Genomic DNA, 13,034 nt, shown 5'->3' with positions numbered 1-13,034 from the left:
ACCGTCGGGTGCCGGGCCGTGCGCCCGGCACCCGACGCCGGTCTAGAGCGCGGCCGCGGTGCGGACCAGCCCGGCCACCGACCGCGAGCGGCTGTGCGCGGGCCAGGCGAGCACGGTCGATACGTACGCGGCGTCGGTCAGCGGTACGGCGGTGTGCGCGCTCCACAGCCAGGACCGCGACGAGGCACAGAGGACCGCCATGGTGTGCCCGAGGGCGATCAACTGGGCCACCTGCGACTGGTCGTGGATCTCCGGCCCCGGGCCCGGTTCGTAGCTGCCGTCCGGACGCGGCCACCGGGCCACCGGCAGATCCGGCAGGTCACTGATCTCCGCCATGCTCAGCGAGGTACGCGCGGCGAGCGGATGCCCGGCCGGCAGGATCGCCACCTGCTGCTCGGTCAGCAGGTCCTCGGTGTCGAAGCCGGCCAGGTCGTCGAAGGGCCGCTGCATCAACGCCACGTCGGCGCGACCGTCCCGCAGCATCCGCGCCTGGTCCCCCATCCCGCACAACAGCACCTCGATCTCGGCCGCGCCGGGCTCCGCCGCGTACGCCGTGAGAAGTGTGCGCAGCAGCTCGTGGTTGGTGCCGGCCTTGGTGGCCAGCGTCAGTCGGTCCGGGGCGGTCGCCGCCCGACGGGTCCGGCGGGCGGCCGCCGACGTGGCGTCGAGGATCGTGCGGGCCTCGTCCAGCAGCACCCGACCCGCGCCGGTGAGCGTGACGCCGCGCCGGTCACGGTCGAACAGCGTCACTCCGAGACGCCGTTCGAGCTGCCGGATCGCCCGCGACAGCGGCGGCTGGGCCATGCCGAGGCGCTCCGCCGCGCGGGTGAAGTGCAGCTCCTCCGCGACGGCCACGAAGTACCGCAACTCGCGGGTCTCCAGCGTGTCCACCTCCCGACGGTACTGCGCCGATACCGGTGAGGTATCAGCACGGACCGAAACGGTGTAAGGACACCGCTGCCCGCCGCGCCACCATCGGCGTCATGAACGACACGAAGACCGCGCTGATCACCGGCGCGAACAAGGGACTCGGCTACCAGATCGCGGCCGGCCTGGGCGTACGCGGCTACCGGATCGCGGTCGGTGCCCGCGACGAGGCCCGGGGCGAGGCGGCCGTGAAGACGCTGCACGCCGCCGGGGTGGACGCGTTCACCGTGCCCCTGGACGTCACCAGCGACCGCAGCGTCACCGAGGCCGCCCACCGTATCGATCGCCAGGGCGGACGCCTGGACGTCCTGGTCAACAACGCCGGCATCTCCGGACCGACCGGGCCGGGGTGGGCGCAGGACCCGACCACCCTCGACCTGGACGTCGTCCGCGCCGTCGTGGACACCAACGTCCACGGCGTCATCCGGGTGACCAATGCGATGCTGCCGCTGCTGCGCCGCTCCCCCGCCCCGCGCATCGTCAACGTCTCCAGCAGCGTCGGATCCCTCACCTGGCAGACCGATCCCACCGTCGAGGTCGGCCCGATCATGGCCGCCTACTCACCGACGAAGTCGTACCTCAACGCGGTGACCGTGCACTACGCCCGACAACTCGCCGGCACCGGCATCCTGGTCAACGCCGCCTGCCCCGGCCTGGTCGCCACCGACTTCACCGGCGGCCTCGGACGCCCGGCCGACGAGGCAGCCGCCACCCCGATCCGGCTCGCCACCCTGCCCGACGACGGCCCCACCGGCACCTTCTCCAACGACGACGGCCCCATCCCCTGGTGATCTCCGGCTGCCCCCTCGACCGCTCTCCGGCCGCCGAGGGGGCGGCCCTCGGTCCCGGTCGCCCCGCGAGTGCTCTCGCGGGCGGCGTGCGCCTGACGACCGCCGACCACCTGACCCCGGCGTGCAGGGCGATCTCCGGCTTCCGGCCCGGCTGCTACGGCACCGCAGTCTCGCGGTCCCGGTGACCGGTGCCATACCGGGCGACGATGGTGCGGACGGCTTCTTCCACCACCGCCGTCGTGCGGTCCGGGGTCACCGTCCAGTCTGGAAGCAGAAGACGCGGCCAGAACAGGTAGTTGGAGATCATCCCGAGGAACTGCGTGGCGGCCATCTCCGGGTCGGCGATGTCCGCGGTCCCCGCGTCGCACTCCGCCAGGAGGTAGATCCGGACGGACTCGAAGTACGGCAGTTTGCCCTGCGAGAAGTGCGCCTTGGCCAACTCGGGAAAGCGTGGCAGTTCGGCGATGACGATGCGGAACAGATCGGTCATCTCCGGCTGGCTCACCAGCGTCGCGTAGCGCCGTCCGAGAGCCGTCAGCCCGGTCGTCAGGTCACCGGCGGGTGGCACGTCGGCGACGTCGCTCTCGGCCCACGAGTCGATGACGATGGCATCGAACAATGCCGCCTTCGTCGGAAACTGCTTGAACAGCGTCGCTTTCGAGACGCCGGCGCTGTCGGCGACACGCGCCAGGGACGCCCGGTCGTAGCCCAACTCAAGGAAGAGCTCGGTGGCGGCCTGCACGATGAGCGCGCGCTTCTCCTCCGCCACGCGCTGGTGATAGGCCGACGGCGCTGGAGTCATGCGACCATCATAGCGAGGTGAGTGGGTTGACTCACCACCTGACAGGGCGTAACTTCGGGGTAGTGAGTCGCTCGACTCACCACCCGGTCTCGGGTAGTCGTCTCTCGTCCGTACTCGGAGGATCCGATGTCCCTCTTCGCTGATCAGACCGTTCTCGTGACCGGCGGCACCGGCGGGCAGGGGGCCAGCCACGTGCGGGCCCTGCACGCCGAAGGCGCCAACGTCGTCATCGGTGCCAGGAACGCCGAGCGTGGGGCTGACCTCGCCGCCGAGTTGGGCGACAGGGCGCGTTCCGTCCGCCTCGACGTGTCCCAGGAGGAGTCGTGGGCCGCTGCCGTCACGGAAAGCGAGAACGCCTTCGGCGCACTCACGATCCTGGTCAACAACGCCGGGGTACAGAACCCGCCGGCCCTCATCGAGTCCACCGACGTGGCCACCTGGGCTCGCATCCTCGACGTCAACCTCACCGGCACCTTCCTCGGCATCAAGGCAGCCGCCCCGGCGCTACGGCGCGCGGGGGGAGGATCGATCATCAACATCGCCTCCACCATGGGCCTCACCGGCACTGCCTTCTATGCGCCCTACGCCGCCAGCAAGTGGGCGATTCGAGGGCTCACTCAGACCGCCGCCATCGAGTTGGGCCGCGACAACATCCGCGTCAACACCATCCACCCCGGGGTGATCGCCACCCCGTTCATCACCGAGCCGGCGGCCGGCGCCGACGCCCCGATCGCCGACTTCTACTCGCCCGAGCCGTTCGCCGTCCCGCGACTCGGGCAGCCCGCCGACATCACCGCGCTGCTGTTGTTCCTCACCTCGCCGCACGCGACCTTCATCACCGGCGCCGAGTACGTCATAGACGGGGGACTACTCCTCGGCCCCGCACTGCAGAAGGAAGCCGCGTGACCGGCGGCAGCGTCACTTGGCGTTGAAGTAGCTGGCCTCCGGGTGGTGCACCACGATGGCGTCGGTGGCCTGCTCCGGCATGAGCTGGAACTCCTCGGACAACTCCACGCCGATCCGCTCCGCGCCGAGCAGCTCCACGATCTTCGCCCGGTCCTCGAGGTCGGGGCAGGCCGGATAGCCGAACGCGTACCGGCAGCCCCGGTAGTCGGTGCGGAGCAGACCGGCGAGGTCCGTGGGGTCGTCGGCGGCGAGGGTACGGCCGTCGGGCAGGGTCAGCTCGGCCCGGACCCGCTGGTGCCAGTACTCGGCCAGCGCCTCGGTGAGCTGCACGGACAGCCCGTGCACCTCCAGGTAGTCGCGATACTCGTTGCGGGCGAAGAGCTTGGCCGCGTACTCGCTGACCGGATGACCGACGGTGACCAGTTGCAGGGCGACCACGTCCAGGTCGTCGCCGCGCGGACGGAAGAAGTCGGCCAGACAGAGCCGCCGTTCCTGGCGCTGCCGGGGGAAGGTGAACCTGGCCCGCTCGGCGTGGCCGTTCTCGTCCAGCACCACCAGGTCGTTGCCCTCGGAGTACGCCGGGAAGTAGCCGTACACCACGGCCGCCTCCAGCACCTTGTCGGCGATCAGGCGGTCCAGCCAGTAGCGCAGCCGGGGCCGGCCCTCGGTCTCCACCAGTTCCTCGTAGGACGGACCCTTGCCGCCGCGTGCGCCGCGCAGGCCCCACTGGCCCATGAAGGTGGCCCGCTCGTCCAGCAGCGCCGCGTAGTCGGCCAGCGGCACGCCCTTGACGACCCGCGTGCCGAAGAACGGTGCGCTCGGCACCGGCACGTCGGCGGCCACGTCGGAGCGGACCGAGGTGTCGCTCAGCTCCGGAAGCGACTCGGAGACGACGGCGCGCTGCCGTTCCCGACGGGCCCGGCGGGCCGCGAGGGCCGCCTCCCGCTCGGCGTCGACCACGGGAGCGCCGCCGCGCTTGGCGGTCATCACCCGGTCCATCAGAGAGAGTCCCTCGAAGGCGTCGCGGGCGTAGTGCACCTGTCCGGGGAACATCGACCGCAGGTCGTCCTCGACGTACGCCCGGGTCAGTGCCGCACCGCCGAGCAGGACCGGCCAGCGCTCCGCGACCCCGCGCGTGGCCATCTCGACCAGGTTCTCCTTCATGATGACCGTGCTCTTGACCAGCAGGCCCGACATGCCGATGGCGTCGGCGCGGTGCTGCTCGGCCGCGTCGAGGATGGCGGAGATCGGCTGCTTGATGCCGATGTTCACCACCTCGTAGCCGTTGTTGGAGAGGATGATGTCGACCAGGTTCTTGCCGATGTCGTGCACGTCGCCCTTGACGGTGGCGAGCACGATGCGGCCCTTGCCACCGTCGTCGTTCTTCTCCATGTGCGGTTCGAGGTACGCCACCGCGGTCTTCATCACCTCGGCGGACTGGAGCACGAACGGCAGCTGCATCTGGCCGGAGCCGAACAGCTCACCGACGACCTTCATGCCGTCCAGCAGGATGTCGTTGATGATGAGCAGCGGCGCGGTGCCAGCGGCCATCGCCGCGTCCAGGTCGGCCTCCAGGCCGTTGCGCTCGCCGTCGATGATCCGCCGCTTGAGCCGCTCGTTGAGCGGCAGCGCGGCCAACTCCTCGGCCCGGGTGGCGCGCGCCGACGCGGCGTCCACGCCCTCGAAGACCTCGATGAACCGCTGCACCGGGTCGTAGCCCTCGCGACGGCGGTCGTAGACCAGGTCGAGGGCGATCTCGCGCTGCTCGTCGGGAATCTTGGACATCGGCAGGATCTTGCTGGCGTGCACGATCGCCGAGGTGAGGCCGGCCTGCACGCACTCGTGCAGGAAGACCGAGTTGAGCACCTGCCGGGCCGCCGGGTTGAGCCCGAACGAGACGTTCGAGATGCCCAGCGTGAAGTTCACGCCCGGCCAGCGGCGGGCGATCTCCCGAATCGCCTCGATGGTCTCGATGCCGTCGCGGCGGGTCTCCTCCTGACCGGTGGCGATCGGGAAGGTCAGCGCGTCGATCAGGATGTCGGCCCGGCGCAGTCCCCACCGGCCGGTCAGGTCCTCGATCAACCGCTCGGCGACGCGTACCTTCCACTCCGCCGTGCGGGCCTGGCCCTCCTCGTCGATGAGCAGCGCGACCACGGCGGCGCCGTGCTCGGCGACCACCGGCATGATCCGCGCGTAGCGGGAGTCCGGGCCGTCGCCGTCCTCGAAGTTGACCGAGTTGACCACGCACCGGCCGCCGAGCGTCTCCAGCCCGGCCTCGATCACCGCCGGCTCGGTGGAGTCCAGCATGATCGGCAGCGTGGAGGCGGTGGCGAAGCGTCCGGCCAGCTCCCGCATGTCGGTGGTGCCGTCGCGGCCGACGTAGTCGATGCAGAGGTCCAGCAGGTGCGAGCCGTCCCGGGCCTGAGCACGGGCGATCTCCACGCAGGACTGCCAGTCGGCGGCGAGCATCGCGTCCCGGAACGCCTTGGAACCGTTGGCGTTGGTCCGCTCCCCCACCATCAGCACGCTGGCGTCCTGCGCGAACGGCACATGGTGGTAGATCGAGGAGACACCGGCGTCGGCCCGCGGCTCGCGGGCCACCGGCCGCAGCTCGCGCATCCGCTCGGAGAGGACCCGGATGTGCTCCGGCGTGGTGCCGCAACAGCCACCGACCAGCGCGACGCCGTACTCGACGACGAACCGCTCCAGGGCGTCGGCCATGTCCTCCGGGCCGAGCGGGAAGTACGCGCCGTCGGCGGTGAGCACCGGCAGGCCGGCGTTGGGCATCACCGACACCGGGATGCGGGAGTGCTGGGCCAGGTAGCGCAGGTGCTCGCCCATCTCGGCCGGGCCGGTCGAGCAGTTCAGCCCGATCAGGTCCACGCCGAGCGGCTCGATCGCGGTCAGCGCCGCGCCGATCTCGCTGCCCAGCAGCATGGTGCCGGTGGTCTCGACCGCGACGTGACAGATGATCGGCACCTGGACGCCCGCCTCGGCCATGGCCCGCTTCGACCCGGTCACCGCTGCCTTGACCTGGAGCAGGTCCTGGCAGGTCTCGATGATCAGCGCGTCCGCGCCACCGGCGATCAGACCACCGGCGTTCTGCTGGTACGCGTCGCGCAGCGTGGCGTACGCGGCATGCCCGAGCGTGGGCAGCTTGGTCCCGGGGCCGATCGAGCCGAGCACCCAGCGCGGCCGTTCCGGCGTCGAGTACGCGTCGGCGGCCTCCCGGGCCAGCCGCGCCCCCACCTCGGACAGCTCCCAGATCCGCTCGGGGATGTCGTACTCCGCGAGGTTCGGCAGGTTGGCACCGAAGGTGTTCGTCTCCACACAGTCCGCGCCCGCGGCCAGGTACGCCTCGTGCACCCCGCGCACCACGTCCGGACGGGTGACGTTGAGAATTTCGTTGCACCCCTCCAGACCGTCGAAGTCGTCGAGGCTCAGGTCCGCGGCCTGCAGCATCGTGCCCATCGCCCCGTCGGTGACGAGGATCCGGTCTGTCAGCGCATCGAGCAACGAAGTCCGCACGCTCTCAGGTTAGTGCGACCCGGGTGCCGCGCATCCCCACGTACGGCTCGTTCCCACAATGTGTCGCCGGGATCACCTGCCCGAATTCGACCACTATGCGAGCTACCGGTGGCCGATCCGGTCGCCACCGACGGTGGTGGCCAGCGCCGGATCCGGCGCGGCCGACGGGCCGGGTACGGGCGCGGCACGTAGGCTGACTGATGTGAGGGACATCAGCGACACCACCACGCACGGCGGGCGGCCGACCGGGGCCGTCGGCGACGAGCAGGGTGAGGTGACGGCGTGACCGAGTTCGACGGGTTGCCGGTGCTGCGATCCCCGGTGGCCATCGCCGCCTTCGAGGGGTGGAACGACGCCGCCGACGCCTCGACCGCCGCAGTGGAACATCTGGAACAGGTGTGGGAGGCGCGGCCGATCACCGAACTGGACCCGGAGGACTTCTACGACTTCCAGGTCAGCCGGCCCACCATCACGATGGCCGAGGGCGCCACCCGACGGGTGGAGTGGCCGACCACGCGGTTCACGGTGGCCAGCCCGTCCGGCACCGAACGCGACGTGGTGCTGATCCGGGGCATCGAGCCGAGCATGCGCTGGCGCACCTTCTGCGAGCAGGTGCTGGAGATCTGCCACAGCCTGGAGGTCGAACGGGTGGTCCTGCTCGGCGCGCTGCTGGCCGACGTGCCGTACACCCGGCCACTGCCGATCAGCGGCAGCGCCTCCGACGCCGACGCCGCCCGCCGCTACCAGCTCACCCCCACCCGGTACGACGGACCGACCGGCATCGTCGGCGTGCTGCACGACGCCTGCACCCGCGCGGAGGTGGACGCGGTCTCGTTCTGGGTGCACGTGCCGCACTACGCCAACAACCCGCCCTGCCCCAAGGCCACGCTCGCCCTGCTGCACCGGGTCGAGGAGGTCCTCGACCTGCCGGTGCCGATGGCCGACCTGGCCGAGGAGGCCGCCGAGTGGGAGCAGCGCGTGCGCAGCGCCGCCGAGCAGGACGCCGAACTCGGCGAGTACGTCCGCGAGCTGGAGGAACGCGTCGGCGACGCGGGCATCACCCCGTTGACCGGGGACGAGATCGCGCAGGAGTTCGAGAAGTACCTGCGCCGCCGGGGCGGGTCCGCCGGCCCGACCGCCGGATCCTGGTAGCCCTTCCCCGTTTCTTCGCGACGCCCCGGACACGGTCCACGTGTCCGGGGCGTTCCTGTCTCGCTGGGCGTGTCCGTCGGGTGCTCGTTTCAGGGTGGCGCGGCACGTACCGCGTAGGGCATCCTAGGAACCTAGCTGAGGAGGTCGGGGATGCAGATCAACCCGGGTGCCGCGGAGTTCCCGCACCGGCAGATCGCCGCGCAGCTCAAGACGCAGATCCGCCGGGGCGACTGGGGTCCGGGTGAGCGTCTGCCGTCGATCCCGGCGATCGCCGAGATGTTCGGCGTGGCCAAGCAGACCGTGCAACGCGCCGTCGACCAGCTCCGCGTCGAAGGCATCCTGATCACCAAGCCCGGCTCCGGCACGTACGTACGCGGCACCCGGCGGCGACTCAACCGGCTCTCCCGAGGCCGCTACGGCGGCTTCCGGGGCTACCACACCGACCTGGCCGCCCGGTACCGGCAGCAACTCGTCGCCGTCGGCCGCTCCCCCGCACCGCCCGAGGTCGCCGACGCGTTCGGCGTACCCGACGGCACCGAACTGCTCTGCCGCCGCCACCTGGTCCGCACCGAGGACTCACCGGTCGAGGTGGGCGCCTCCTGGTTCCTGCCCACCGACACCGCCGGCACCACACTGGAACGCGCCGAGGCCTTCGGCCGCCCGCTCTACCAGGAGGCCGAGGAGGCCACCGGACGCCGGTACGCGACCGCCACCGACACGATCACCGCACGCCAGCCCAGCCGCGAGGAGGCGGAGACCCTCCAGATCCGGCCGGACACCCCGGTGCTGCACCTGCTGCACGTGGCGTACGACGAGCGGCGCAGACCGATCGAGGTCGCCCAGGCCACCTGGCCCGGCCCGGTCACCACGCTGACCGAGGAGTACCCGATCCCCGCCCCCACCAGCACCCCCGACCCCGACCCCGGCCTGGTCCTCGGCTGACCCCGCTCCCCGGTCCGCGCTCCGGGCCACGCGTCACTGGCGGGGCCCACGTGTCGCCGATCATGGACTTACGGCAGGGTCATATCGGCTCATAAACCAGCGAAACGACTGCCACCACTCCATGATCGACGCAGGCGCAGGCGCAGGCACAGCGCGGCGTGGGGGTCAGAGGCGGATGCCGAGGAGGGCGTCCAGGGTGGTGGCGAAGAGGGCCGGAGCGGACGGATCCTCGACGTCACCGGCCAGCGTGCGGTCGGCCCACTCGTCGGCCAGCCGTACGGCACCCGGGGAGTCGAGGTCGTCGGTGAGGCGGTCGCGTACGCCCGAGAGGAAGGTCTCGCCGGACGGCCCGGCTGGCGCGACGGCGGCCCGGCGCCAGCGGGCCAGGCGCTCCTCTGCGGTGGTCAGCAGGTCGTCGGTCCAGGAGCGGTCGGCGCGGTAGTGGCCGGTGAGCAGGGCCAGCCGGACGGCCATCGGGTCGATCCGGTCGGCGCGCAGCCGGGAGACGAAGACGAGGTTGCCGCGGGACTTGGACATCTTCTCGCCGTCCAGGCCGATCATGCCGGCGTGCACGTAGTGCTCGGCGAAGGGCAGCGTGCCGGTCAGCCGTTCGGCGTGCGCGGCGGAGCACTCGTGGTGCGGGAAGACCAGGTCGTTGCCGCCGCCCTGGACACCGATGGTGGCGCCGAGCAGGTTCAGCGCGATGACGGTGCACTCGATGTGCCAGCCGGGGCGGCCGGGGCCGAGGTCGCCGCCCGGCCAGGAGGGTTCGCCCTCGCGGGCGCCGCGCCACAGCAACGGGTCCAGCGGGTCGCGCTTGCCGGCCCGGTCCGGGTCGCCGCCGCGCTCGGGGAAGATCTCCAGCATCTCGTCCCGGGACAGGTTCGACTCGTAGCCGAAGCGCGGTGCGGTGGAGACGTCGAAGTAGACGTCGCCGGTGCCGTCCTCGATGCGGTACGCGGCGCCGTCCTTGAGCAGCAGCAACACCTTCTCGGCGATGTCCGGGATCGACTCCACGGCGCCGACGTAGTGTGCCGGCGGGATGATCCGCAGCGCCTCCATGTCCTCCCGGAACAGCGCTGTCTCCCGCATCGCCAGGACCTTCCAGTCCTCGCCGTCGCGTTCGGCGCGCTCCAGCAGGGGGTCGTCGATGTCGGTGACGTTCTGCACGTACCGCACCTCGTGGCCCGCGTCGCGCCACATCCGCTGCACCAGATCAAAGGTGATCATGGTGGCGGCGTGTCCCAGGTGGGTGGCGTCGTACGGGGTGATACCGCAGACGTACATGGAGGTCGGTCCCTCGGTCGGGTGCACACCCTGCCGCGCCGAGTCGTACAACCTCAGCGGCCCACCCCTGCCCGGCAGCCGCGGCACCTCGTGCCCCACCCAAGACTCCATGACCGCCAGCCTAGCCAGCCGACCGTAGGCGTCACGCCGGGCTCTCCAGTGATCAAGCCGACATGGTCACACCGGCGGCCACGGCACGGCCGGCCAGTCGTGGGACGGCTGCGGGAAACGGCACTCCTCGCGGAGCCGACCGATCCGAGCGGCCAGTTCGGTGATCTCACCGATGGTGAGGTGGTCGGCGAGGTCGTCGCCGAGCGGACCGGCGACCTGGACGGCGAGCCGGTCCAACGTCTCGACGGCGTCGGGCGGCAACTGTCGGCCGGCCCAACCCCACAGCACCGTCCGCAGCTTCTCCTCCACGTGGAAGCTGACGCCGTGGTCGACGCCGTACAGCCGGTCGTCCGGACCGACCAGCACATGGCCGCCCTTGCGGTCGGCATTGTTGATCACCGCGTCGAGCACCGCGAGTCGGGCCAGTCGCGGGTCGTCGGCGTGGGCCAGCGCGTACGCCGTGCCGTCGTCGTCGCGGGCCGCCGCCACCGGGAACCAGCGGGGCGGTACGGCGTCGGCCGGCACGAACCCGACGAGCGGCTCGGCGTCGTCCGGCTCGTCGATCCACAGTTGGCAGGAGCCCGGGCCGAACGGGCCGTCCCGCAGCACCGTGGGCGGCACCAGGTCCCAGCCGCTGGCGGCGGAGACCAGGTAGGCAGCCACCTCCCGGCCGGCCAGCGTGCCGTCCGGGAAGTCCCACAGCGGGCGCTCACCGCGTACCGGCTTGTAGACGCAGCGGGCGGTCTCGCCGCCCAGGGTGAGGACACCCCGCAGGGTGGTGTTGGAGGCGTCGACCAGCCGGCCCTCGATGCTCAGGTCACCGTCGCGCAGCAGCCGCAACGCCGCGCCACCGTCCTGCCGAGGTGCCAGGCCGGACGAGGTCACCGGTGGTAGCCGTTGTTCCGGGGGCAGAGGTGGCCGGCCGGGTCGAGCGGCTGGCCGCACAGCGGACACGGGGGACGGCCGGCGTTGACCACCCGCCGCGCCCGCTCGATGAACTCGCGGGTCGCCTCCGGCGTCAGCCGGACCCGGAGCCGGTCGAGGTCCTCGTCCGGCTCGACGTCGTCGGCCTCGTCCTCCTCCGACTCCCCCAGCTCCAACTCGCTCTCCGCCTCGCCGACGGCGATCGCCTCGATGACCACGGTCGCGGTGTCCGCGTCGAAGGCCAACCCCAGGGTGCCGACCCGGAACTCCTCGTCGACCGGCGTCTCCAACGGCTCGTTGTCGCCCAGTGCGGCGGGAGCCTCGGGCAGGTCGACGCCGAAGCGGCGCTGCGCCTCGGTGAGCAGTTCCTCCAGCTTCTCGGCGAGCAACGAGACCTGGACCTTCTCCAGCGCGACGCTGACCACCCGGCCGCCGCCACGGGCCTGGAGGAAGAACGTACGCTCCCCCGGCGGCCCGACGGTCCCGGCGACGAACCGCTCAGGCGGCTCGAAGGCGTGCACCTGGTGCGTCATACCCACGACCCTATCCGGCGGCCCGACACGCCGCGCACCCCACCAAGCCGCGTCACCGGGCACCACCCGCGCCACCGCCGACGGCGGCGTCCGAGTCCGCCGGCCGGGTCGCCCGGCGACGCCGCTTGCGGACCGGCGGCACCAACCCGGTCAGGTCGCCGCCGACGTCGTTGAGGCGTACCAGGAAGGGACGCAGCGGCGTGTAGCGGATCGCGGTCACCGACGCCGGGTCGACCACGATGCGCTGGAAGAGATCCAGGTGTACGCCGATCGCGTCGGCGACGATCGCCTTGATCACGTCGCCGTGGCCACAGGCCAGCCAGACCGCCTCCGGGCCGTGTTCGGCGGTGATCCGGGCGTCCCAGGCGCGTACCGCCGCGACCGCGCGGGCCGCCATCTGCGCCATCGACTCCCCCTCGGGGAAGACCGCCGCGCTCGGATGTTGCTGCACCACCGCCCAGAGTGGCTCCTTGGCCAGCTTCTTCAACGGCTGGCCCTCCCAGGTGCCGTACCCGCACTCGATGAGCCCGTCCTCGACGACCGGCACGGCCTGCGGAAGGGCGAGTTCCAGGGTCTGCCGGCAGCGGATCAGCGGACTGGTCACCACGGCGGCCAGCGGCAGGCCGCCCAACCGCTCGCCGACGGCGCTGGCCTGGGCGCGGCCGGTGTCGTCCAGCTCGACCGGTTGCCGACCGGCCAGGCCGCCGTCGGCGTTGGCGGTGGTGCGTCCGTGCCGCAGGAGGAGAAGAGTCGCCACCCGCACCACCCTAGGCCCTCGCCGCCGCCTGTCCCGGCCCGTCCCGCCGCCAGCGCGAACCCGGACATACCTCACACGCCCGGGGGTGGGTGCGCAAGGAGGGGTCCCCTGCTAACGCCTGGTGCATAGCAGGGGACCCCTCCTAACATCCGGGTACGAGGAGAGCCGCGCGACGCATCTGGGTGATATGTCTGTTACGCCCTAGTTGGCGATGGAATTCTCGTCGGCCGCGTGTCGTTGTAATGAGGGACCGGCCAGGCCAGCGCCCGAGACGGCTATGCCGGATCCCCACGGGAATGGCCCGCCTCCGCCAGTCGTTACACCTGGACCCGGCACCGCGAGCGGCCACCACGCCCCGCCAGCCAGGGCCACCC

11 protein-coding genes are annotated in these 13,034 nt (G+C 71.6%); 4 read left to right on the top strand and 7 right to left on the bottom strand.

The genetic code is table 11. The annotated features are described in order from the left end of the window. Nucleotides 1-42: 42 nt before the first annotated feature. Entirely contained in the window at nt 43-882 is an 840-nt protein-coding gene (locus ABZ738_RS07785) for a LysR family transcriptional regulator (protein WP_357212270.1), read from the bottom strand. A 101-nt stretch (nt 883-983) separates the two neighbouring features. Between ABZ738_RS07785 and ABZ738_RS07780 the strand changes: the two genes are divergently transcribed. Then, complete coding sequence (locus tag ABZ738_RS07780) at nt 984-1,718, top strand: SDR family oxidoreductase (RefSeq protein ID WP_357211811.1); 735 nt, start codon at nt 984-986, stop codon at nt 1,716-1,718. A gap of 154 nt (nt 1,719-1,872) precedes the next feature. On the opposite strand, the gene ABZ738_RS07775 is transcribed toward ABZ738_RS07780, so the two are convergent. Next, the gene (locus ABZ738_RS07775; RefSeq protein ID WP_357211809.1) at nt 1,873-2,520 is read right to left on the bottom strand and encodes a TetR/AcrR family transcriptional regulator; all 648 of its coding nucleotides are present in this window, start codon (nt 2,518-2,520) and stop codon (nt 1,873-1,875) included. Between the two features lie 126 nt (nt 2,521-2,646). Here ABZ738_RS07775 and ABZ738_RS07770 point away from each other — a divergent pair, with 126 nt between their 5' ends. Then, nucleotides 2,647-3,426 carry a glucose 1-dehydrogenase gene (locus ABZ738_RS07770; RefSeq protein WP_131053432.1) on the top strand — a complete coding sequence of 260 codons (780 nt, stop codon included), beginning with the start codon at nt 2,647-2,649 and terminating at the stop codon, nt 3,424-3,426. A 12-nt stretch (nt 3,427-3,438) separates the two neighbouring features. On the opposite strand, the gene metH is transcribed toward ABZ738_RS07770, so the two are convergent. Continuing rightward, nucleotides 3,439-6,954: a methionine synthase gene (metH, locus tag ABZ738_RS07765; RefSeq protein WP_176094324.1), complete on the bottom strand. Its 3,516-nt coding sequence runs from the start codon at nt 6,952-6,954 to the stop codon at nt 3,439-3,441. 282 nt (nt 6,955-7,236) lie between these two features. Between metH and ABZ738_RS07760 the strand changes: the two genes are divergently transcribed. Further along, nucleotides 7,237-8,106: a PAC2 family protein gene (locus ABZ738_RS07760; RefSeq protein ID WP_117229830.1), complete on the top strand. Its 870-nt coding sequence runs from the start codon at nt 7,237-7,239 to the stop codon at nt 8,104-8,106. A 150-nt stretch (nt 8,107-8,256) separates the two neighbouring features. Further along, complete coding sequence (locus tag ABZ738_RS07755) at nt 8,257-9,048, top strand: GntR family transcriptional regulator (RefSeq protein ID WP_176094325.1); 792 nt, start codon at nt 8,257-8,259, stop codon at nt 9,046-9,048. A gap of 165 nt (nt 9,049-9,213) precedes the next feature. On the opposite strand, the gene mshC is transcribed toward ABZ738_RS07755, so the two are convergent. From mshC to ABZ738_RS07735, 4 genes are all read right to left on the bottom strand, one after another. Then, the gene (gene mshC / locus ABZ738_RS07750) at nt 9,214-10,446 is read right to left on the bottom strand and encodes a cysteine--1-D-myo-inosityl 2-amino-2-deoxy-alpha-D-glucopyranoside ligase (RefSeq protein WP_131053434.1); all 1,233 of its coding nucleotides are present in this window, start codon (nt 10,444-10,446) and stop codon (nt 9,214-9,216) included. Between the two features lie 66 nt (nt 10,447-10,512). Then, on the bottom strand, nt 10,513-11,331 hold the full coding sequence (locus ABZ738_RS07745) for an SCO1664 family protein (RefSeq protein WP_131053435.1): 819 nt from the start codon (nt 11,329-11,331) through the stop codon (nt 10,513-10,515). After that, nucleotides 11,328-11,903: a DUF3090 domain-containing protein gene (locus ABZ738_RS07740; protein WP_131053436.1), complete on the bottom strand. Its 576-nt coding sequence runs from the start codon at nt 11,901-11,903 to the stop codon at nt 11,328-11,330. The genes ABZ738_RS07745 and ABZ738_RS07740 overlap by 4 nt, the downstream gene beginning before the upstream one ends. Before the next feature lie 52 nt (nt 11,904-11,955). Further along, nucleotides 11,956-12,669 (bottom strand): MSMEG_4193 family putative phosphomutase, encoded by a 714-nt coding sequence (locus tag ABZ738_RS07735; RefSeq protein ID WP_357211805.1) that lies wholly within the window; start codon nt 12,667-12,669, stop codon nt 11,956-11,958. Nucleotides 12,670-13,034: the final 365 nt, after the last annotated feature.

It is taken from the genome of Micromonospora sp. NPDC047793 (assembly GCF_040642635.1).
In the GTDB taxonomy this organism is placed as follows: Bacteria; Actinomycetota; Actinomycetes; order Mycobacteriales; family Micromonosporaceae; genus Micromonospora.
Note: the sequence above shows the minus strand (reverse complement) of the source record. Positions and strands in the feature narration are given on the sequence as shown.

Excerpts from the sequence above, each read along its gene's own strand:
- ABZ738_RS07740 (WP_131053436.1), bottom strand. The coding sequence starts at position 11,903 with ATGACGCACCAGGTGCACGCCTTCGAGCCGCCTGAGCGGTTCGTCGCC.
- ABZ738_RS07770 (WP_131053432.1), top strand. The coding sequence starts at position 2,647 with ATGTCCCTCTTCGCTGATCAGACCGTTCTCGTGACCGGCGGCACCGGC.
- ABZ738_RS07755 (WP_176094325.1), top strand. The coding sequence starts at position 8,257 with ATGCAGATCAACCCGGGTGCCGCGGAGTTCCCGCACCGGCAGATCGCC.
- ABZ738_RS07780 (WP_357211811.1), top strand. The coding sequence starts at position 984 with ATGAACGACACGAAGACCGCGCTGATCACCGGCGCGAACAAGGGACTC.
- ABZ738_RS07775 (WP_357211809.1), bottom strand. The coding sequence starts at position 2,520 with ATGACTCCAGCGCCGTCGGCCTATCACCAGCGCGTGGCGGAGGAGAAG.
- mshC (WP_131053434.1), bottom strand. The coding sequence starts at position 10,446 with ATGGAGTCTTGGGTGGGGCACGAGGTGCCGCGGCTGCCGGGCAGGGGT.